This is a genomic window from Streptomyces sp. NBC_00525 (assembly GCF_036346595.1).
GTDB lineage: Bacteria > Actinomycetota > Actinomycetes > Streptomycetales > Streptomycetaceae > Streptomyces.
The window spans coordinates 1,262,092-1,282,484 of the sequence record NZ_CP107834.1 but is presented as its reverse complement, the minus strand read 5'-3'; the positions used below and the strand labels follow the sequence as shown (position 1 = coordinate 1,282,484).

At 72.9% G+C, this 20,393-nt stretch carries 19 protein-coding genes; 11 read left to right on the top strand and 8 right to left on the bottom strand.

Features of this window, described 5'->3' with window-relative positions; translation table 11 throughout:
* Window positions 1-10: 10 nt before the first annotated feature.
* Window positions 11-376, bottom strand: a complete 366-nt coding sequence (locus OG710_RS05695) for a nuclear transport factor 2 family protein (protein WP_330238349.1) — start codon at window positions 374-376, stop codon at window positions 11-13.
* 87 nt (window positions 377-463) lie between these two features.
* On the opposite strand from OG710_RS05695, the gene OG710_RS05690 reads away from it, so the two are divergent.
* Window positions 464-1,102: a uridine kinase gene (locus tag OG710_RS05690; RefSeq protein WP_330238348.1), complete on the top strand. Its 639-nt coding sequence runs from the start codon at window positions 464-466 to the stop codon at window positions 1,100-1,102.
* 44 nt (window positions 1,103-1,146) lie between these two features.
* On the opposite strand, the gene OG710_RS05685 is transcribed toward OG710_RS05690, so the two are convergent.
* Entirely contained in the window at window positions 1,147-2,052 is a 906-nt protein-coding gene (locus OG710_RS05685; RefSeq protein WP_330238347.1) for a carbohydrate kinase family protein, read from the bottom strand.
* The gene (locus OG710_RS05680) at window positions 2,049-2,990 is read right to left on the bottom strand and encodes a pseudouridine-5'-phosphate glycosidase (protein ID WP_330238346.1); all 942 of its coding nucleotides are present in this window, start codon (window positions 2,988-2,990) and stop codon (window positions 2,049-2,051) included. Before OG710_RS05680 ends, OG710_RS05685 begins: the two co-directional genes overlap by 4 nt.
* Between OG710_RS05680 and OG710_RS05675 the strand changes: the two genes are divergently transcribed.
* Window positions 2,991-3,401, top strand: a complete 411-nt coding sequence (locus OG710_RS05675) for a hypothetical protein (protein ID WP_330238345.1) — start codon at window positions 2,991-2,993, stop codon at window positions 3,399-3,401.
* A 5-nt stretch (window positions 3,402-3,406) separates the two neighbouring features.
* On the opposite strand, the gene OG710_RS05670 is transcribed toward OG710_RS05675, so the two are convergent.
* A complete protein-coding gene (locus tag OG710_RS05670) occupies window positions 3,407-3,949 on the bottom strand; it encodes a methylated-DNA--[protein]-cysteine S-methyltransferase (protein ID WP_330238344.1) in 543 nt (180 codons plus the stop codon).
* Window positions 3,950-3,999: 50 nt separating this feature from the next.
* Window positions 4,000-4,935 carry a glycerophosphodiester phosphodiesterase gene (locus OG710_RS05665; protein WP_330238343.1) on the bottom strand — a complete coding sequence of 312 codons (936 nt, stop codon included), beginning with the start codon at window positions 4,933-4,935 and terminating at the stop codon, window positions 4,000-4,002.
* A 231-nt stretch (window positions 4,936-5,166) separates the two neighbouring features.
* Between OG710_RS05665 and OG710_RS05660 the strand changes: the two genes are divergently transcribed.
* The 5 genes from OG710_RS05660 (at window position 5,167) to OG710_RS05640 (ending at window position 12,333) form a co-directional block, all read left to right on the top strand.
* Window positions 5,167-6,045, top strand: coding sequence for an MHYT domain-containing protein (locus tag OG710_RS05660; protein WP_330238342.1), 879 nt, complete (start codon window positions 5,167-5,169; stop codon window positions 6,043-6,045).
* A 61-nt stretch (window positions 6,046-6,106) separates the two neighbouring features.
* A complete protein-coding gene (gene uvrB / locus OG710_RS05655) occupies window positions 6,107-8,257 on the top strand; it encodes an excinuclease ABC subunit UvrB (protein ID WP_330238341.1) in 2,151 nt (716 codons plus the stop codon).
* Between the two features lie 152 nt (window positions 8,258-8,409).
* Window positions 8,410-8,988 carry a TerD family protein gene (locus OG710_RS05650; RefSeq protein ID WP_111332936.1) on the top strand — a complete coding sequence of 193 codons (579 nt, stop codon included), beginning with the start codon at window positions 8,410-8,412 and terminating at the stop codon, window positions 8,986-8,988.
* Window positions 8,989-9,154: 166 nt separating this feature from the next.
* The gene (locus tag OG710_RS05645) at window positions 9,155-11,092 is read left to right on the top strand and encodes a TerD family protein (RefSeq protein WP_330238340.1); all 1,938 of its coding nucleotides are present in this window, start codon (window positions 9,155-9,157) and stop codon (window positions 11,090-11,092) included.
* A 263-nt stretch (window positions 11,093-11,355) separates the two neighbouring features.
* On the top strand, window positions 11,356-12,333 hold the full coding sequence (locus tag OG710_RS05640; protein ID WP_330238339.1) for a TerC family protein: 978 nt from the start codon (window positions 11,356-11,358) through the stop codon (window positions 12,331-12,333).
* 21 nt (window positions 12,334-12,354) lie between these two features.
* Here OG710_RS05640 and OG710_RS05635 read toward each other — a convergent pair whose 3' ends face one another.
* Window positions 12,355-13,011, bottom strand: a complete 657-nt coding sequence (locus tag OG710_RS05635) for an MBL fold metallo-hydrolase (protein ID WP_330238338.1) — start codon at window positions 13,009-13,011, stop codon at window positions 12,355-12,357.
* A 10-nt stretch (window positions 13,012-13,021) separates the two neighbouring features.
* Window positions 13,022-13,711 carry a maleylpyruvate isomerase family mycothiol-dependent enzyme gene (locus OG710_RS05630; protein ID WP_330238337.1) on the bottom strand — a complete coding sequence of 230 codons (690 nt, stop codon included), beginning with the start codon at window positions 13,709-13,711 and terminating at the stop codon, window positions 13,022-13,024.
* A 176-nt stretch (window positions 13,712-13,887) separates the two neighbouring features.
* Here OG710_RS05630 and uvrA point away from each other — a divergent pair, with 176 nt between their 5' ends.
* Together uvrA and OG710_RS05620 are read left to right on the top strand one after the other, a co-directional pair.
* Window positions 13,888-16,896 (top strand): excinuclease ABC subunit UvrA, encoded by a 3,009-nt coding sequence (gene uvrA, locus OG710_RS05625; protein WP_330238336.1) that lies wholly within the window; start codon window positions 13,888-13,890, stop codon window positions 16,894-16,896.
* Between the two features lie 219 nt (window positions 16,897-17,115).
* Window positions 17,116-17,544 (top strand): Rieske (2Fe-2S) protein, encoded by a 429-nt coding sequence (locus OG710_RS05620; RefSeq protein ID WP_111333022.1) that lies wholly within the window; start codon window positions 17,116-17,118, stop codon window positions 17,542-17,544.
* 62 nt (window positions 17,545-17,606) lie between these two features.
* Here OG710_RS05620 and OG710_RS05615 read toward each other — a convergent pair whose 3' ends face one another.
* Window positions 17,607-18,533, bottom strand: a complete 927-nt coding sequence (locus OG710_RS05615; RefSeq protein WP_330238335.1) for a hypothetical protein — start codon at window positions 18,531-18,533, stop codon at window positions 17,607-17,609.
* 227 nt (window positions 18,534-18,760) lie between these two features.
* Here OG710_RS05615 and OG710_RS05610 point away from each other — a divergent pair, with 227 nt between their 5' ends.
* Entirely contained in the window at window positions 18,761-19,423 is a 663-nt protein-coding gene (locus OG710_RS05610) for a papain-like cysteine protease family protein (protein ID WP_330238334.1), read from the top strand.
* A gap of 4 nt (window positions 19,424-19,427) precedes the next feature.
* On the top strand, window positions 19,428-20,321 hold the full coding sequence (locus OG710_RS05605; RefSeq protein ID WP_330238333.1) for a hypothetical protein: 894 nt from the start codon (window positions 19,428-19,430) through the stop codon (window positions 20,319-20,321).
* The last annotated feature ends 72 nt before the right edge of the window (window positions 20,322-20,393 follow it).

Genomic DNA, 20,393 nt, shown 5'->3' with positions numbered 1-20,393 from the left:
CCCGCCGCGGTCAGCGGGCGCCGGTCTCGCCGTACGCGCCGAGACCGGCGCTCACCAGCCCGTCGCGGAAGGTCAGCACCTCGTAGACCCGGCCGCCGATCTGGTTGCGGTAGTCGATGACCAGCGTGTCGACGCCCGCCCGGACGTCCATCACCTCGAACTCCAGGTCCGGGATGAGTTCGAGCCCGCGCGCCCAGTACGCGCGCAGGGCGGCCTTGCCGCGTACGGTCCCCGAGGGGACACCGGTGAGCCGCGCGATCATCGGCGAACTGAACGTCACGTCCTCGTGATAGTGCGCCAGGATGCGTTCCAGGTCATGGGAGTTCCAGTCGTCCTGCCACTGCGCGGCGAACGTACGGGCGAATGCGAGATCCATGGCGCCGACCGTATCCGGCCCGGCGGCGGCCACCGGGCGATTTCCGGCATCCGGACGGTCCGGGCCGGGACGCGCGATGATGGACGCGTGCGATTCGAAGCGATCTCCCGGGAACGGCTGACGGACGCGCTCGCCGCGCACACCGACGCGCTGGAACCCGGCGACGGCGGCCCCTGGCTGAAGATCGCCGTCGACGGCGCCCCGGCCGCCCGCCCCGGCGACCTGGCCGCACCGCTCGCCGAAGCGCTGCGGCTGCGCGGCCGGGCCGTGCTCCCCGTCGCCACCGACGGCTTCCTGCGACCGGCGAGCCTGCGGTACGAGTACGGCAAGCAGGACCCCGACTCGTACTTCGGTAGCTGGTTCGACACCGCCGCGCTGTGGCGCGAGGTGTTCGCACCCCTGGAGCCGGGCGGCAGCGGACGCGTCCTGCCCGACCTCTGGGACCCGGCGACCGACCGCGCGACCCGCAGCCCGTACCGGCCCCTGGCCGAGGGCGGAGTGCTGATCCTGCACGGCCCGCTGCTCCTCGGGCACTGGTTCCCCTTCGACCTCACCGTCCACCTCCGCCTCTCCCCGGGCGCGCTGCGCCGCCGCACCCTGCAGGACCAACGGTGGACCCTGCCGGCGTTCGCCCGGTACGAGGACGAGGTGGCGCCCGCCGACCACGCGGACGCGGTGGTGCGCGCCGACGACCCGCACCGCCCGGCCTGGACCGGCGTGCGCTGAGGGCCAGGGCCTGTCCGGCGCGGCCGTCCCCGGTCCGCCGCCCGCTACGCGCCGTCCGGCAGCGGCGGCCGCCCGCCCACCGTGCCCACCGCCTCCGCGCCCGCCCGGCAGCCCGCCTCCACGCACGCCACGTCGTCCGCGCCCGCCAGCCGCGCCGCCAGGAACCCGCCGGTGAACGCGTCGCCCGCCCCCGTCGAGTCCACGGCCGCCCGCACCGGCGCCGCCGGCACCCGGCCCGTCACCACGCCCCCGGCGGCGAGCAGCGCCCCGCCCCCGCCCAGCGTGACGACCACCCGGCGGTCCGGCAGGCTCAACTCGGCCGCCGCGTCCGCCGGTTCCGCCAGACCCGTGAGCAGCAGCGCCTCGTCCGCGTTGGGCAGCAGCAGGTCGGCCCGCGCGGTCAGGGCCAGGAACCGGTCGACGCCCAGACCGGCCAGGAAGCCCGCCGACGCCGGATCGACGCTCACCGGGACGCCGCGCCGTACCGCCTCCCGCAGCGCGAGCAGGGCCGTCGCCCGGCTCGGCCCGGCGAACAGCAGATAGCCCGAGAGATGGAGGTGGGCGATCCCGTCGAGCAGCGAGGGCGACCAGTCGGCGGGGGACAGCCGCAGCACCGCGCCGCTGTCCGTGAGGAACGTGCGCTCGGCGGCGGAGTCCACCAGGGCGACGACGGTCGCGGTCGGCGCCTCCTCGTCCACCGCCAGCAGCCCCCGTACGCCCGCCCGCCGCAGCAGGCCCCGGTGCCAGTCCGCCGCGTCGGCGCCGACCCGGGCCAGCAGCCGCACGTCACGGCAGCCCGCCCGCGCCGCCCAGCAGGCCACATTGGCGCCCGCGCCGCCGGCCAGGGTGCGGATCACGGCGGCCGTGTCCGTGCCGTGGGCCAGCGCCGCCGTGTGCCGGGCCACCACATCGGTGACCACGTCCCCGACGACGAGGAGGCCGCCGCTCACCGCGCCGCCCAGGCGGTGGCGATCCGGGCGGCGAGCACCGCGTTGCCCCGGACCGCCGCGAGATTGGCCTCCAGCGAGGCGCCCCCGGTGTGCCGCACCAGATGGCCGAGAAGGAACGGCGTGACCGCCTGGCCCGTGATCCCCCGCTCCCGGCACGCCGCCAGCGCCTCGGCCAGCACCCGGTCGTGCAGCGCGGGGTCCAGCTGCTCCTCCTCCGGTACGGGGTTGGCCACGATCAGCGCGGCTTCGGGTCCGCCGAGCGCGTCCGCGGCCCGCATCACCTCGGCCACCTCCCCGGGCGAGGTCACCGTCCAGTCGACCGGCTCGCCGGAACTGCTCAGATAGAAGCCGGGGAACGTGTCGGTGCCGTAGCCGAGCACCCCGACGCCCAGCGTCTCCAGCCGTTGCAGCGTGGCCGGGACGTCCAGGATCGACTTCACGCCCGCGCAGACCACGGTGATCCCGGTCCGGGCCAGCAGCCGCAGGTCCGCCGACTCGTCCTGGGTCTGCGTCCAGCCCCGGTGCACCCCGCCGAGGCCGCCCGTCGCGAAGACCCGCAGCCCGGACCGGGCCGCCAGGAACGCGGTCGCGGACACGGTCGTCGCCCCGCTCGCCCCGGTGGCCAGCGCCGGGGCGAGGTCGCGGTGGCCCAGCTTCCGCATCCCCTCGTCCCCGGCCACTCGCTCCAGCCCGGACCCGTCCAGCCCGATTCTGGCCCGGCCGTCCAGCACGGCGACGGTCGCGGGCACGGCGCCGGCGGACCGCACCAGCCCCTCCAGCTCTGCGGCGACCCGCAGATTGCGGGGGCGGGGCAGGCCGTGGGCGATGATCGTCGACTCCAGGGCGACGACCGGTCGGCCGTCGGCGAGGGCGGCCCGCACCTCGGCGGAGAGGACCGGCGCGTACGGGGTGGTACCGACAGGCGCATTGAGTGACATGTGCACATCCCTGTCGCGGGCGGGCAGGACTCAAACGCGCGGGCCCGCGCGGGCCCGGCCCAGTGGCGCGAAACCCTCACCGACGCTGTCCGCCGGGCCACCGCCCTCGACGCCCTGATCGGCGGAGCCCTCGGCGCGCGCGGGCCCGGCGGCGGGAGCGAGGGCGACGGCGAGGGCCGCAGCGGCACCGCCTACGACGTCGTGTGCGCCGACAACTCGCTGCCCGGCGGCGCGCTGCTGGTCCCCACCCGGCCCTACGACCGGCTGCGCCGCGAGCGCCCCGTCTCCACGCCCCCGCAGGTCGGGGAGGAGGCGGGGCCGGCGTCCCCGGCCTGGCACGCCCCGGAGACCACCGGCTTCCTCCAGCCGCTCCTGGTCGCACGCCGAGGACCGGACCCGTCAGGGCGGTGAACCCCTCAGAACAGTGGTTCGGGCAGTACCCCCTCCAGGGCCAGCAGCCGCCGCTTCGTCTCCAGGCCGCCGCCGAAGCCGCCCATGCCGCCGTCGTTCTCCACCACCCGGTGGCACGGCACCACCACCGGCAGGGGGTTGGCACCCATGGCCGCCCCCACCGCCTGGGCCGCCCCCGGCCGGCCGACCCGGTCGGCCAGTTCGCCGTACCCCGCGACCGCCCCGTACGGCACACCCTGCGCCAGCTCGCGCAGCACCTGGCGGTTGAAGCCCGCGGTCAGCGACCAGTCCAGGTCGAGCGAGAACTCCCGCAGCGTGCCCGCGAAGTACGCGGCGAACTGGCGGACCGGCTCCGCCAGCCGGGCGGAGCCGGGCGCCTCGACGGGCTCCGCGCCGAGCCGGTCGCGCAGCCGGTCCAGCGCGGCGTCCCGTATCTCCGGGCGGGCGTGGAAGACGACGCTCACCAGCCCCGCTCCGGTGGCGGCCAGCATCAGCGGACCGATGTCGCTCTCGACGACGGTCCACTCGACGACCCCGTTGCTGTCCATGCCCCCACCGTACGGCCGGCCACTGACAACGGGGCCGCCTTCCGGCCGGATCAGCCGCCCGTGGCCTCGCGGACCACGTCCGGGGCGTTGGAGATGATGCCGTCCACGCCCGTCCCGGCCGCCTCGACCGCGGCCGCCGCGTCGTTCACCGTCCAGGTGTTCACCCGGAGCGGCTTGCCGTGCGGGCCCTTCAGCGCGTGTACCGCCGACACGTAGTCGCCGGACAGCTTCGTCCGGGACGGGTTGATCTGGTCGGCGAACTTCGCGTACGCGGGCAGCTCGGCGACGGCCGGATTGCCCAGGAAGCCGGTGACGACGTCCGGACGCAGCGCGTGCACCGTGCGCACGCTGTCCGCGCCGAAGCTCTGGATCACCAGCCGGTCGCGGACGTGGGTCCGGTCCAGCCAGCCCTCCTCGTTCAGCACCCGCAGCGTGGCCCGCTCGATGCCCGGGTAGAGCTCCGGGCTCTTGATCTCCAGCAGCAGGTTCTGCCGGTTGTGGGTCAGCCGCCGCAGGTACTGACGCAGCGTCGGCACCCGCGTGCCCGTGTACCGCCGGTCGAACCAGCCGCCCGCGTCCAGCCGGGAGATCTCGTCGAGCGTGAAGTCGCGGACCGCCCACGGCGCACGGTCCGGGAACACCTCCTCCGCGTTCGTCGTCCGCTTCAGATCCGTGTCGTGCATGACGACCAGCACCCCGTCGCGGGTGAGCTGGACGTCGTTCTCCACCCAGTCGAAGCCCATCCGGTCCGCCCGGTCCACGGCCACGAGGGTGTTCTCGGGGGCGTACGCCGAGGCGCCCCGGTGGGCGTAGACGCGCGGGCCGCGCGCCGCGGCGTCGGCGGCCTGGCGCATCGGGGCGACCTGCGCCGGCGGCCGGGTCACGGGGGTGTCCCCGGCCGGTGTGCCGGGGTTCGGCATCAGCAACGTGCCGGCGCCCATGACGGCGGCGGCGGCGACGGAGGCGGTAGCGGTGCCTGCGTACACGTGGACTCCTTGCGTCAGAGTTGCGGACGGCCCGAGCGTCCCAGCCGCCCCCGAACGGAGGACAGGCGAAGGATGGCCACCGTGTGAACGCACCCCGGGGACCGCGCCACGCACCCTCGGCCCGGTCGATAAGATGCGGCACTTCTGTTGTGTCCGCCGGGCCTTGCGCCCGGACGACAGGCCCTGGGATCGTCCTGACCCGGAGCTTGCTGCTGCGAAGGGCGTACAAGGATGCAGGGCACAATCGACGGCTTCGGCTACGGGGCGGTGACCCCTGCGGCGGCGTTCCTCATGGCCTGCCTCGGTGCGGCGCTGGGTCTGCGCTGCACCACGCGGTCACTGCGTACCGAGCGATCCTTCAGGGCCGGCTGGCTGGCTCTCGGGGCGACCTCCATCGGTTCGGGGATCTGGACCATGCACTTCGTCGCGATGGTGGGGTTCTCCGTCGAAGAGGTGACCATCGGCTACGACAAACCGATCACCTTCGCCAGCCTCGCCGTCGCGATCGTCGTGGTCGGCCTCGGAATCTTTCTCGTCGGGTACCGGGGCGCCACCCGGATGGCCCTGGTGACGGGAGGCACGATCACCGGGCTCGGTGTGGCCTCCATGCATTACCTCGGCATGGCGGGCATGCGGCTTGATGGGCGGTTCGAGTACGACACGCTGACCGTGGCCCTCTCCGTGGTCATCGCCGTGGTGGCCTCCACCGCCGCGCTGTGGGCCGCCGCCTCCGTCCGCGGCTTCCTGTCGAGCCTCGGCGCGAGCGTCGTGATGGGCGTCGCGGTCAGCGGCATGCACTACACCGGCATGGCCGCGCTCCGGGTCCACCTCCACCCCGCCGCGCCGGCCGAGGCCGCCCCCGCCGGGGACGCCGCCGGCGACCTGCTGGTGCCGATGCTGCTCGGACCCGTCTGCTTCCTGGTGCTGGCCGCCGTCGTGGTGATGTTCGATCCGCTGGTGATCATGGGCACGCCCGACTGGGACGACCCGCTGACCGCGCCCGGCCGGGCCCCCGGCGTCCCGGCGCGGGTGCCCCGCTTCGGCACGTACGCCGATCCGGCGTCCTTCTCCGCCCGGCCGCGCGACGCCGTACGCCCCGTGGACTGGTGAAACGCCCCCCGCGCGGCCGCCGACGGAGCCCGTTGTCAGTGGCGGGCCGTACGGTGGATGCATGCGGCCAGTCTCGAAGATCGAACGTACGGTGGCGCCTTTCGAGGTCGTCAGCCCCTACCAGCCCAGCGGCGACCAGCCGGCGGCCATCGCCGAGCTGGAGAAGCGCGTCCGCGCGGGCGAGAAGGACGTCGTGCTCCTCGGCGCGACCGGCACCGGCAAGTCCGCGACCACCGCCTGGATGATCGAGAAGCTGCAGCGCCCCACCCTGGTGATGGCGCCGAACAAGACGCTCGCCGCCCAGCTGGCCAACGAGTTCCGCGAGCTCCTGCCCAACAACGCCGTCGAGTACTTCGTCTCGTACTACGACTACTACCAGCCCGAGGCGTACGTCCCCCAGTCGGACACGTACATCGAGAAGGACTCCTCGATCAACGAGGAGGTCGAGCGGCTGCGCCACTCCGCGACGAACTCCCTGCTCACCCGGCGCGACGTCGTCGTGGTCGCCTCCGTCTCCTGCATCTACGGCCTCGGTACGCCCCAGGAGTACGTGGACCGCATGGTCCAGCTCAAGGTCGGCCAGGAGATCGACCGCGACCAGCTGCTGCGCCGCTTCGTGGAGATCCAGTACACCCGCAACGACCTGGCCTTCACCCGGGGCACCTTCCGGGTGCGCGGCGACACCATCGAGATCTTCCCGGTCTACGAGGAGCTGGCCGTCCGCATCGAGATGTTCGGCGACGAGATCGAGGCCCTGTCCACGCTGCACCCGATCACCGGCGAGGTCATCAGCGAGGACCGGTCCCTGCACGTCTTCCCCGCCAGCCACTACGTGGCCGGACCCGAGCGCATGGAGAAGGCCGTCAGCGGCATCGAACAGGAGCTGGAGCAGCGCCTGGCCGAGCTGGAGAAGCAGGGCAAGATGCTGGAGGCCCAGCGGCTGCGCATGCGCACCACGTACGACATCGAGATGCTGCGCCAGATCGGCACCTGCTCCGGCGTCGAGAACTACTCGATGCACTTCGACGACCGTTCCCCCGGCACCGCCCCCAACACCCTCCTCGACTACTTCCCCGAGGACTTCCTGCTGGTCCTCGACGAGTCGCATGTCACCGTGCCGCAGATCGGCGCCATGTACGAGGGCGACGCCTCCCGCAAGCGGACCCTGGTCGACCACGGCTTCCGGCTGCCGTCCGCCCTGGACAACCGCCCGCTCAAGTGGGAGGAGTTCCTCCAGCGGATCAACCAGACGGTCTACCTCTCCGCCACCCCGGGCGCCTACGAGCTGTCCCGCGGCGACGGGTTCGTCGAGCAGATCATCCGCCCCACCGGCCTCATCGACCCGGAGGTCGTCGTCAAGCCCACCGAGGGCCAGATCGACGACCTGGTGCACGAGATCCGCGAACGCGCCGAGCGCGACGAACGCGTCCTGGTCACCACGCTCACCAAGAAGATGGCGGAGGACCTCACCGACTACTTCCTGGAGCTGGGCATCCGGGTGCGCTACCTGCACAGCGACGTGGACACGCTGCGCCGCATCGAGCTGCTGCGCGAGCTGCGCTCCGGCGAGTACGACGTGCTGGTCGGCATCAACCTCCTGCGCGAGGGCCTCGACCTGCCCGAGGTGTCCCTGGTGGCCATCCTGGACGCCGACAAGCAGGGCTTCCTGCGCTCCGGCACCTCGCTGATCCAGACCATCGGCCGCGCGGCGCGCAACGTCTCGGGGCAGGTCCATATGTACGCGGACAAGGTCACCCCGGCCATGGCCCAGGCGATCGACGAGACCAACCGCCGCCGCGAGAAGCAGATCGCGTACAACACCGAGCGCGGCATCGACCCGCAGCCGCTGCGCAAGAAGATCAACGACATCGTCGCCACCATCGCCCGCGAGGAGGTGGACACCGAGCAGCTCCTCGGCACCGGCTACCGGCAGGGCAAGGAGGGCAAGGCGCCGGTGCCCGCCCTCGGCAAGCACGCCGTGCCGGGCGACGGGAAGGCGGCGCGGTCCGGCAAGGGGGCCGGGCGCGGCCGGGACGCCGCCGCGGTCACCGACCGGCCGGCCACCGAACTCGCCGGGATCATCGAGGAGATGACGGACCGGATGCGGGCGGCCGCCGCCGACCTCCAGTTCGAGGTCGCCGCCCGGCTGCGCGACGAGGTGGGCGAGCTGAAGAAGGAGCTGCGCCAGATGCGCGAGGCGGGCCTCGCCTGACGGCCGGACGCGCGGCGGGTCCGGAGGGGCCCGCCGTGTGTTGCAGGAACGACACAAAACGGCCCGCGCCCTCCGCGCGGGTGACACCACTGCGTAGGGTGCTGGGCAACCGCACAAGGACGGTTGCGGGGAAAGCGGAGAGGGGACAGCGCGTGACGGTCAATATGACCAAGGGTCAGGCCATCAGCCTGCAGAAGAGCGATGGGGGGACCCTGACCGCGGTACGGATGGGGCTCGGCTGGCAGGCGGCGCCGCGCCGCGGTCTGTTCGGCTCGCGCACCCGTGAGATCGACCTGGACGCCTCGGCGGTCCTGTTCGCCGACAAGCAGCCGGTCGACGTGGTGTTCTTCCGCCACCTGACCAGCGACGACGGCTCGGTTCGGCACACGGGCGACAACCTCGTGGGCGGCGCCGGCTCCGGCGGCGACGACGAGGCGATCCTCGTGGACCTCCAGCGGGTGCCGGTCCACATCGACCAGATCGTCTTCACGGTGAACTCCTTCACCGGCCAGACGTTCCAGGAGGTGCAGAACGCCTTCTGCCGCATCGTGGACGAGACCAACGGCCAGGAGATGGCGCGCTACACGCTGGACGGCGGCGGGCAGTACACCGCGCAGATCATGGCGAAGGTGCACCGCGCGGGCAACGCCTGGAAGATGACCGCCATCGGCACTCCGGCCAACGGCCGTACCTTCCAGGACCTCATGCCGGCGATCCTGCCGCACCTGTAGCGGGCACCGGACCCGCGCGGACGGGTCCGCACCGGGGCCGGGGCAGCTCCCGGCGGCAACGGCCGCCGGGAGCTGCCCGCATCGCGGCACCACCCGGCACCTCCGCCGGCGGCACCACGCGCCACACCACAGCACACCAGCAGTACATCGTCGAGGGGACAGGGCAATGACGGCCGAGCTGGTCCGGGGGCAGAACCACACGTTGCCCCAGACCCGTCTGGAGATCCGGATATCGGCCGGGACGCCCGTCGTGGCCGGTGCCACGCTCGGCGACGAGCACGGCAGGGTGCCCGGCATCGAATGGATCGCCCACCCCGGCTCCCCGCAGCTGCACGGCCTCGAGGTCTCCCGGCAGGCCGCCGCCGGCCACCGGCTCGCGGTCGACCTCGACGCCCTGCCCGAGGGGGTCCACCGGGTCACGGTGCTGCTGGCCCTCCCGGTGGCCGCCGGCGGCCCCGCCACCTTCGGCGCCGTCGCCTCGCCCTTCGTCGCGGTCACCGGCCTGGACGGCGACGAGATCGCCACGTTCACCCTGACCGGGCTCGACAGCGAGTCCGCGGTCGCCGCCCTGGAGCTGTACCGCCGCCAGGGCGCCTGGAAGGTCCGGGCGGTCGGCCAGGGCTACGCCGGGGGCCTCGCCGACATGCTCGCCGACCAGGGCGTGGACCGGGCCGCCGAGCTGGCCGGGACCATCCAGGAGGCGGTCGCCCGCGGGCTGGCCCGCTCGGTGGCCCCGCCGCCGCCCCGCACCCCGGAGGGCGACCGCGTCCGGCACGCCCCGGCCCCCGCGCCGGGCGGCGACGCGCAGCCCCCCGCCCCGGCCGTGCCGCCGGCCGCTCCGCCGCAGCCCGAGCCGCTGGCCGAGCCCGCCGCGCCGGGCGGCCCGATCAACTACGCGCACCCGCGCCGGCAGTCCACCGCGCCCCCGCCGCCGCCCCCGGCCGCGCCGCCCGCCGAGCCCGGCCGGCCCGCCCAGCCGGTCGCCGGGGACGCCACCGGCTGGTCCATGGACGAGCGCCTGTACAACCAGGTGTGGGGCATGTTCGAGGACCTGTCCCGTACCGTCGCCGCCTACCGCAGCGCCGTCGACTTCGCCGAGTCCCGGATGGACCAGGAGCTGGAACGCACCCTGTCCGACCCGCGCAGCCGCATCGGGAACACCGGCGACCTGGCCCGCCAGGAGGCCCGTGCCAAGCGCGACGAGCTGACCGCCCGCGCCCGAGAGTCCCTCGACCGCGACCTCGCCCAGCTCGCCGCCGAGTCCGCCGTGGTGGAACCCGCGCTCCCGGCCCCCTACGCCGGCTGGGACAACCCCGTCTGGCACGGCTACCGGGCCCCGATGGAGATCCCCATGGCGCTGCGGATCGGCGACCTGCACCTGCCGGAGAGCGCCGACGTGCGCATCCCGCTGCTGGTCCGGCTGCCGCTGGAGCGGGGCATGTGGATCGACAGCGGGCGCACGGCGTCCCAGGCCGCCGCGCTGACCGGCACCGACGAGCTGCGCAGGCTGGCGATGGAGGCCGCCGTGCTGCACGCGGCCCGGCTGCTGGCCGTCTACCCGCCCAACGAGTTCACGGTCCACGTCATCGACCCGGCCGGTTCGGCGGCGGGCCCGCTCGCCCCGCTGGTCCGCTCCGGGGTACTGCCCTCGCCGCCCGCGTCCGGCGCGCAGGGGGTCTCCGCGGTGCTTGCCCACCTCACCCGGCGGGTGGACCTGGTGCAGATGGCGATCCGGGCCGGTGCCGCGGACTCGCTGCCGCCCGACCTGGACCCGGCCGAGCAGCTGCTGATCGTCAACGACTTCCCGCACGGCTTCGACGACCGCGCGGTCACCCAGCTGCGCTACCTCGCCGACGAGGGGCCCTCCGTGGGCGTCCATCTGATGATGGTCGCGGACCGCGAGGAGGCGTCCGAGTACGGCCCGGTCCTGGACCCGCTGTGGCGCTCGCTGCTGCGGGTCACCCCGGTCGCCGACGACCATCTGGCCGACCCCTGGGTCGGTCACGCCTGGACGTACGAGCCGCCCAGGACGCCGCCGGGCAGTGCGGTCCTGGACGACGTGCTGGCACGGGTGGCCGAGGCGCGCCGTACCGGACACCGCTGACCCGCAGCCTTTCCCCGTACTGAGTAAAACGCCTCTGACCTGGGCTTTTGGAGATTATTTAGGCTTCTCTTTACCTTTCCTTGGGACTTCCTGTACCGTTCATGGGACGGAGGGGAGTACTCCCGTACGCGACGTTCCCGTCAATACGGACCGTGACCGGTTCCGGGGCGTCGGCCTCGGCGCGCAGCCCGCGCGCCAGGTGGAAGAGACCTCCGGCAGCGACGACGCTGATCAGAAGCCCGTAGCGAACTGCCGGAGGCGCAGTGGACGTTTCATGGACCCTCTGGGCGCTGACCATCATCGGTCTCAGCGCCCTCATCGCCGTCGACTTCTTCATCGGGCGCAAGCCGCATGACGTGTCGACCAAGGAAGCCGGGATCTGGACGATCGTCTGGATCGTGCTCGCCGCCCTCTTCGGGCTCGGGCTGCTCGTGGCCGGTGAGACCCAGGCGTCGGGCGAGTTCTTCGCCGGTTACATCACCGAGAAGTCGCTCAGTGTCGACAACCTCTTCGTCTTCGTGCTGATCATGGCGAAGTTCTCGGTGCCCTCCCACCTCCAGCAGCGGGTGCTGCTCATCGGCGTGCTGATCGCGCTGGTGCTGCGGGCGGTCTTCATCGCCGCCGGCGCCGCGGTCATCGCCAACTTCTCGTGGGTGTTCTACATCTTCGGCGCGTTCCTCATCTACACCGCCTGGAAGCTCATCCAGGAGGCGCGGGCCGACGAGGAGGAAGAGGAGTTCGAGGAGAACCGCCTCCTGAAGAACATCGAGCGCCGCTTCGGCGTCGCCGACCGGTACCACGGCACCAAGCTCTTCATCCGCAACAACGGCAAGCGCGTCCTGACCCCGCTGATGGTCGTCATGCTCGCCATCGGCACCACGGACGTGCTGTTCGCGCTGGACTCCATCCCGGCGATCTTCGGCCTCACCCAGGACCCGTACATCGTCTTCACCGCGAACGCCTTCGCCCTGATGGGACTGCGCCAGCTGTACTTCCTGATCGGCGGTCTGCTGAAGAAGCTGGTCCACCTCAGCTACGGCCTGTCGGTGATCCTCGGCTTCATCGGCGTCAAGCTGGTGCTGCACGCCCTGCACGAGTCCGGGGTGAACGTCCCGGAGATCTCCATCCCGGTCTCCCTCGGCGTCATCTGCGGCGTCCTGGTGATCACCACGATCACCAGCCTGATGGCCAACAAGAAGCAGGCCGCGGCCGATCAGGAGAAGACGGCCGACCGCGTCTAGCGCGACGGACGGCCCCGCCGCTCACCAGCCGCGGGCGCGCCACTCGGGCAGGTGGGGCCGTTCGTCCCCCAGCGTGGTGTCGCGCCCGTGGCCCGGATAGACCCAGGTCTCGTCCGGCAGCGGGTCGAAGACCTTGGTCTCCACGTCGTGCAGCAGACTCGCGAACGCCTCGGGGTCCCGGCGCGTGTTGCCGAGGCCGCCGGGGAAGAGGCAGTCCCCGGTGAACAGGTGCGGGGCCCCGTGCGGGTCGTCGTACAGGAGGGCGATCGAGCCCGGCGTGTGCCCGGTCAGATGGCGGGCGGTGAGCGGCACCCGGCCCACCCGGACGATGTCCCCGTCCTCGACCAGCACCTCCGTGGGCACCTCGATGCCCTCGGCGTCGTACCGGCCGGCGTAGGTGCGCGCCCCGGTCGCCGCGACCACCTCGCCCAAAGCCTGCCAGTGGTCGCGGTGCCGGTGGGTGGTGACGACGGAGAGGATGGAGTCGTCCCCGATCAGCCGCAGCAGCGTCCCGGCGTCATTCGCCGCGTCGATCAGCAGCTGCTCGCCCGTCTCCCGGCAGCGCAGCAGATAGGCGTTGTTGTCCGCGGGGCCGACGGCGACCTTCGAGATCATCAGATCCGTCAGTTCGTGCACATCGGCGGGCCCGCCGACCCTGACCGCTCCGCTGTACGTCATGGTTCCCAGCCTATAGCGGGGGCAGCGCCGGGAGCGTTCCTCCCTCGACCGTCAGCGCCGCGCCGTCGCGCCGCCCACTGAGCCATCCCAGCAGGTCGGCCGCCGTGCCCCGGACTCCCACCGGGCCGCCGTCCGCTCCGCCGCCGGTCGTCCAGGTGCGCCCGGCCGTGTCCGCCAGACCCATGGACACGGCCTGCGGGTGTCCGGCGAACCGCTCCGCCAGGAAGTCGATCTCCCGCGCGGTGAACTCCTCCGGCAGATCCTCCAGCTCGTAGCCGATGTCCAGGTCGACGTGGTGCAGCTCCACCTCCACGCGGCGCCGGAAGGGCAGCCGGGAGGCCGTGTCCGTGACGCCGCCACGCAGGGTCACCGTGCGCGACCAGTCCGCCGGGACGGCCGCGGCCTCGGTGAGCCGGGCCGCGCTCGCGACCAGATCGGCCTGCTGCTCCGCCGGCGGCCGGACGGCGTCCCGCTCGATGTCGCGGTCGCGGGTTTCGCTGTCTGCGTACATCGGCCGGCCCTGGAGAACGTTTACGAGGGCGTCGGCGTTACGTGAGAGGTGCGCGACGACATGACCGCGGCTCCAGCCCGGCAGCCGCGACGGCCCGGCCAGCGCCGCGCCGTCCAGTTTCTCCGTGGCGCTCAGCAGCCGATCGGTCGCTTCCCGCAGTGCTTCCAGGTCGTGCGCATGATCCGTCATGGGGCCGAGCGTAGCTGCGGCCACTCGATCGGGTGAAGGAGTTCTCAGCCGTCCGCAATTCGAATGTGCGTGCTATACGCTCGGAGTCGAAAGCTCCGTACACCGCTGTGGCACCCCCCATAACCTGGGCCAGGGGCTCAGTTCCCCCGCTTCTCTCCAGAAAGGTGCGGACCGGCGTGGCCGACCGTCTCATCGTCCGTGGCGCTCGCGAGCACAACCTCAAGAACGTCTCGCTCGACCTTCCCCGCGACTCCCTCATCGTCTTCACCGGGCTCTCCGGGTCGGGCAAGTCGTCGCTCGCGTTCGACACGATCTTCGCCGAGGGCCAGCGCCGCTACGTGGAGTCCCTCTCCTCGTACGCGCGGCAGTTCCTCGGCCAGATGGACAAGCCGGACGTCGACTTCATCGAGGGCCTGTCGCCCGCCGTCTCCATCGACCAGAAATCGACCTCGCGCAACCCGCGCTCGACGGTCGGCACCATCACGGAGGTCTACGACTACCTCCGGCTGCTCTTCGCCCGGATCGGCAAGCCGCACTGCCCCGAGTGCCGCCGCCCGATCTCGCGCCAGTCGCCGCAGGCCATCGTGGACAAGGTCCTGGGCCTGCCCGAGGGCAGCCGCTTCCAGGTGCTCTCGCCGCTGGTGCGCGAGCGCAAGGGCGAGTTCGTCGACCTCTTCTCGGACCTCCAGACCAAGGGCTACAGCCGCGCCCGGGTGGACGGCGCGACCATCCAGCTCTCCGAGCCGCCCGCGCTCAAGAAGCAGGAGAAGCACACCATCGAGGTGGTCGTCGACCGCCTCACCGTGAAGGACAGCGCCAAGCGCCGGCTCACCGACTCCGTCGAGACCGCGCTGGGCCTCTCCGGCGGCATGGTCGTGCTCGACTTCGTCGACCTCCCCGAGGACGACCCCGAGCGCGAGCGGATGTACTCCGAGCACCTCTACTGCCCGTACGACGACCTCTCCTTCGAGGAGCTGGAGCCGCGCTCCTTCTCCTTCAACTCCCCGTTCGGCGCCTGCCCCGACTGCACCGGCATCGGTACGCGCATGGAGGTCGACCCGGAACTGATCGTCCCGGACGAGGAGAAGTCGCTCGACGAGGGCGCGATCCACCCCTGGTCCCACGGCCACACCAAGGAGTACTTCGGCCGCCAGATCAACGCCCTGGCCGAAGCCCTCGGCTTCCGTACCGACATCCCCTGGGCGGGGCTGCCGCAGCGCGCCAAGAAGGCCCTGCTGCACGGCCACAAGATCCAGACCGAGGTCCGCTACCGCAACCGGTACGGGCGCGAGCGCGCCTACACCACCCCGTCCTTCGAGGGCGCCGTCCAGTTCGTCAAGCGGCGCCACTCCGAGGCCGAGAGCGACTCCAGCCGGGAGCGCTTCGAGGGGTACATGCGCGAGGTCCCCTGCCCCACCTGCGAGGGCACCCGGCTCAAGCCGATCGTCCTCGCGGTCACGGTGATGGACAGGTCCATCGCCGAGGTCTCCGCGATGTCCATCAGCGACTGCGCCGAGTTCCTGGGCCGGCTGACGCTGAACGCCCGCGACAAGAAGATCGCCGAGCGGGTGCTCAAGGAGGTCAACGAGCGGTTGAAGTTCCTGGTCGACGTCGGCCTGGACTACCTCTCGCTCAACCGCGCCGCGGGCACCCTGTCCGGCGGCGAGGCCCAGCGCATCCGGCTCGCCACCCAGATCGGCTCCGGACTCGTCGGCGTGCTCTACGTGCTGGACGAGCCCTCCATCGGGCTGCACCAGCGCGACAACCACCGGCTGATCGAGACCCTGGTCCGCCTCCGCGACATGGGCAACACGCTCATCGTCGTCGAGCACGACGAGGACACCATCAAGGTCGCCGACTGGGTCGTGGACATCGGCCCGGGCGCCGGTGAGCACGGCGGCAAGGTGGTCCACTCCGGCTCGCTGAAGGAACTGCTGGCCAACGACAAGTCGGTCACCGGCCAGTACCTCACCGGCAAGCGGTCGATCCCGGTCCCCGACATCCGGCGCCCCGTGGACCCCGAGCGGCTGCTCACGGTGCACGGCGCCCGCGAGAACAACCTCCGGGACATCGACGTCTCCTTCCCGCTCGGCGTGCTCACCGCGGTCACCGGCGTCTCCGGCTCCGGCAAGTCCACGCTGGTCAACGACATCCTCTACACCCACCTCGCCCGCGAGCTGAACGGCGCCAAGTCGGTGCCCGGCCGGCACACCCGGGTCGACGGGGACGACCTCGTCGACAAGGTGGTGCACGTCGACCAGTCGCCCATCGGCCGTACGCCCCGGTCCAACCCGGCCACGTACACCGGCGTCTTCGACCACGTCCGCAAGCTGTTCGCCGAGACGATGGAGGCCAAGGTCCGCGGCTATCTGCCGGGCCGGTTCTCCTTCAACGTCAAGGGCGGCCGCTGCGAGAACTGCTCCGGCGACGGCACGATCAAGATCGAGATGAACTTCCTGCCCGATGTGTACGTCCCGTGCGAGGTCTGCCACGGCGCGCGCTACAACCGGGAGACGCTGGAGGTGCACTACAAGGGCAAGTCCATCGCCGAGGTGCTGGACATGCCGATCGAGGAGGGCCTGGAGTTCTTCGAGGCCGTGCCCACCATCGCGCGCCATCTGCGCACGCTCAACGAGGTCGGTCTCGGCTATGTGCGGCTCGGCCAGTCCGCGCCGACGCTCTCCGGCGGCGAGGCCCAGCGGGTCAAGCTCGCCAGCGAGCTGCAGAAGCGCTCCACCGGACGCACGGTCTACGTCCTGGACGAGCCGACCACCGGTCTGCACTTCGAGGACATCTCCAAGCTGATCAAGGTGCTGTCCGGTTTGGTCGACAAGGGGAACTCGGTGATCGTCATCGAGCACAACCTGGACGTCATCAAGACCGCCGACTGGGTCGTGGACATGGGCCCCGAGGGCGGCAGCGGCGGCGGCATGGTCGTCGCCGAGGGCACCCCCGAGTACGTGGCCGGTGTCCCCGCCAGCCACACCGGGAAGTTCCTCCAGGACATCCTGGACGCCGACCGGATCGGCGAGGCCGCCGTGCCGGCCGCCCGCAGGTCCGCCGGCCGGAAGACCGCCAAGAAGACGGCCGCCGCCAAGGCCCCGGCCGCCAAGACGGCGACGGCCAAGGCACCGGCGGCGAAGAAGTCCGCCGCCAAGAAGACGGCCCGCGCCCGCAAGGGCTGACACCCGGACGCGAGCGGCGGGGCGGCGGCACCCACGAGGGCCGCCGCCCCGCCGCGTTCCCGCCCCTGACCAGCCACGACCCGGCCGGACCGGCCCGCGCGCGGAGCCGTCCGACTCCGCCGGTATCGTCGGTTACGTCACCGATGCCGCCGCCGCCCCCGGGCAGCCCCGGCACGGCATTGAGCTCTGCCCCCTGACGCCTCGACCCGTGGAGACCGCATGTCCGGCCAGCCCGCCGCCCGCCGCACCGTGCTGAAGGGCGCCGCTCTCGCGGGCGTCGCCGGGCTGGGAGCCGCCGCCTGCTCGACCGACTCCAAGCTCGGCCACGCCCAGACGCCGACCCCCACCGCCCCCGTCGAACTCGGCGCGCCCGACGAGATCCCGGTCGGCCAGTCCAAGCTCTACCGCGAGCAGCGCGTGATCGTCAGCTGCCCGGCCAAGGGCGAGTTCAAGGCGTTCAGCGCCCAGTGCACCCACGCCGGCTGCCTGCTCGACCGGGTCGAGAAGAACGAGGGCCACTGCCCCTGCCACGGCAGCCTCTTCGACACCACGACCGGCAAGGCCACGCAGGGCCCGGCGACCGTGCCGCTGCCGTCCGTCCCGGTCCGCGTCGAGGGCGGAAAGCTGATCGCCGGCCCCAAGGCGTGACCCGGCCCGCCCGCCGCCCCCGGCCGGGCGGCGCCACGACCTAGGGATTGGTCGGACACGGCCTAGTCCCAGTCCCAGTCGATCCCCACCAGGCCCGGCCGCACCCCCGGCTCCACCAGATGCACGGTCCGGTGCCGGCCGGTCAGCGTGAGCTCGGCCCGCGCGGCACGCGGCGCGCCCGCCGACGCCTGGGCGAAGCTGCGGCACCGCACCGGCAGCGCCTCCTCGTCGAACCCGACCTGGAGCACGTACTGCCCGCCCCCGAAGGTGAAGCCGCGCATGTACTCGCCGCAGGGCCCGCCCGTGCCGTCCTCGAAGGCGTAGCCGAACAGATACGTCTCGCCCGCCCGCAGCCGGGTGTCGAACAGCAGCTCGGCGACCAGCACCTCCGTCTCCCGGTCCCAGCGGACCCGGCCCGTGCGGCAGTTCTCCCGCGCGTGCACCGTCACGCGCGCCGGATCGCAGCCCGGATCGCCCACGTACACCGCGAGATAGCGGTCCACGCCGTCCCGGTGCGCGCGCACCACGTGCTGGGAGTCGCGGCGCAGCATCCGGCGCCCCGGCCCGATCCGCACCCGCTCCTGGTGGCCCACCGTGTGCAGCCCGCCGTCGGCCGGCGACTCCATCGCCGTCAGCAGCCGCTCCACCGCCCCGGACGCCTCCACCAGGGAGCGGTACGAACGGGCCGGCGGCCGGTCGGGGTCCGGGCGGCCCTCCTCGGTGTCCAGCAGCCCGAGCAGTGAGTTCACCGGCAGCCCGAGGACCTCCTCCAGGGCCTTCACGGCCCGCAGCGACTCCGGGCGCTGCGGACGCCGGGCACCCTGCTGCCAGTAGCTCAGGCTGGTCACGCCGACGGTGATCCCGCGGTGCGCCAGATGGTGCCGGACCCGCTGGAGCGGCAGTCCGCGCACCGACAGCGCGGTGCGCAGGGCCAGATGGAACGGTCCGGTGTGCAGCACCTGCGCCAGTTCGGCCTCGGTGTGCCGCATGGGTCCTCCAGGTGAACGTTCACGCCGGCCGGGCACGGGGCCCCGGCGGCGGGTGCCGGTCCGCAGGTGGTCGGGGGCGCGCGTTCACACCGGGGCCCCTGGCGTTCACACCGCGGTGTTCACCCGCATTCAAGCGTGTTGACCCGTCCCCGACAACGGTTGATGCTCCTCCACAGCGTCCGGACGCGCTCCTTGGAACCCCCACCCCCCGCCCCGGGAGGAATCCCATGCGCCACCCGAGAAACCGGTCGGTCCGCTGGTCGGTGACAGCCGCGCTCGCCGCCGCGCTGCTCACCGCACCCACGGCGACCGCCACCGCCGCCGACCAGCCCCGCACCGCCACCGCGGCGGTCCAGAGCCGCACCGCCGCCGCCCCCGCGGCCCCGGAACTCAACACCGCCGCCCTCGCCTCCACCCGGCGGCTCAACATCACGATGCAGGCGCAGCAGAAGTCCAACTGGTGCTGGGCCGCCTCCGGCAACACCATCGCCACCTGGTTCGGCCGCAACTACAGCCAGAACCAGTTCTGCAACGCCGCCTTCGGCCGCGCCCAGGGCTACGAGTGCCCCAACTCGCAGGCCACCCTCGGCGACGTCCAGAACGGCCTGTACTGGGCCGGCGTCTACCCCGGCTCGTACGTCAACGGCTGGCTCCGCTACTCGACCGTGCAGTCCGAGATAGCCAACGGCCGCCCGGTGGAGACCCGCATCCAGTGGTCCTCCGGCGGCGGCCACATGCACGTCCTGTACGGCTACGACGACGCCAACAGCCTCGTCTACTGGGGCGACCCCTGGCCCTCCAGCAACCGCTACAACTGGGCCTCGCACGCCTGGTACGTGAACAACGCCGAGTTCTCCTGGACCCACTCGCTCTACCGGATCGGGGCGTGACGGCATGACCTCCTCCACCCGCACCCCCGCCCGCACCCCCGTCCGCAGCGCCGCCGCGGCCCTCGCCGCCGCCGGAGTACTGGCCGGCGCGGCCCTCCTCACCTCCGCCCCGCAGGCCGCGGCCGCCGACGGGCCCCAGGCAGGACCCGCCGCCCTGGCCGCCGCCCACGAGGCGGCCACCGACACCGCGACCCTGGACACCCTGTCCCGGTTCTTCGCCCGCGAGGGCGCCGTCAGCGAGGCGGCCGCCGCACCCCGCATCACGGGCCCGGCCGTCCCCGTGCACACCCTGTCCGCGCGGTTCGTCGCGGGCGAGGCGGGCGCCCCCGTCGCCTCCCTGGACTACCTGGCCAGCACGGCCGTCTCCTCGGACGGGCAGAAGGCGTCCCTGTGGACGCTGCCCGAGCCCGGCGCGAAGGGCGACTGGCAGGTGGTGAACATCGCCACCGGCGACGACGAGGCACGCTACGCCGCCGCCGGCGCCCGCAAACTGCCCGGCGGCATCGTCTTCCACGAACCGCAGATCGACGCCTGGTACGTGCAGAAGGGCAACCGGGTCCTCCCGCTCGACCAGGACGCCGTCCGGGCCGTCGGCAAGAAGGGCACCACCCTGTCCGCCTACCGCAGCCGGGTCCACGCCGCCTACGCCGACAAGCTGCCCGGCTCCGCCTACGCCCGCAAGGGCGAGGCCGGCGGCTACGGACCCGCCGCCCCGAAGCCCGCCGAGCGGGAGCGGTCCGGCCCGGCCATCGCCGCGCCCGCCACCACGGACGCCGCGAACACCGCGGACACCGCGCTGACCGCCGGGTCCACCGCGGCCGCCGGGGGCGCCCTCGCCGTACTCGCCCTGTGCGGCGCCACGGCCCTGCGGCTGCGCGGCCGCCGCCGGACGGGGTGACCCCGCCCCGCCCCTGACCCCGCGCTCCGGGACGGGTGACCCCCATACCCCGTCCCGGAGCGCGGCGAACCG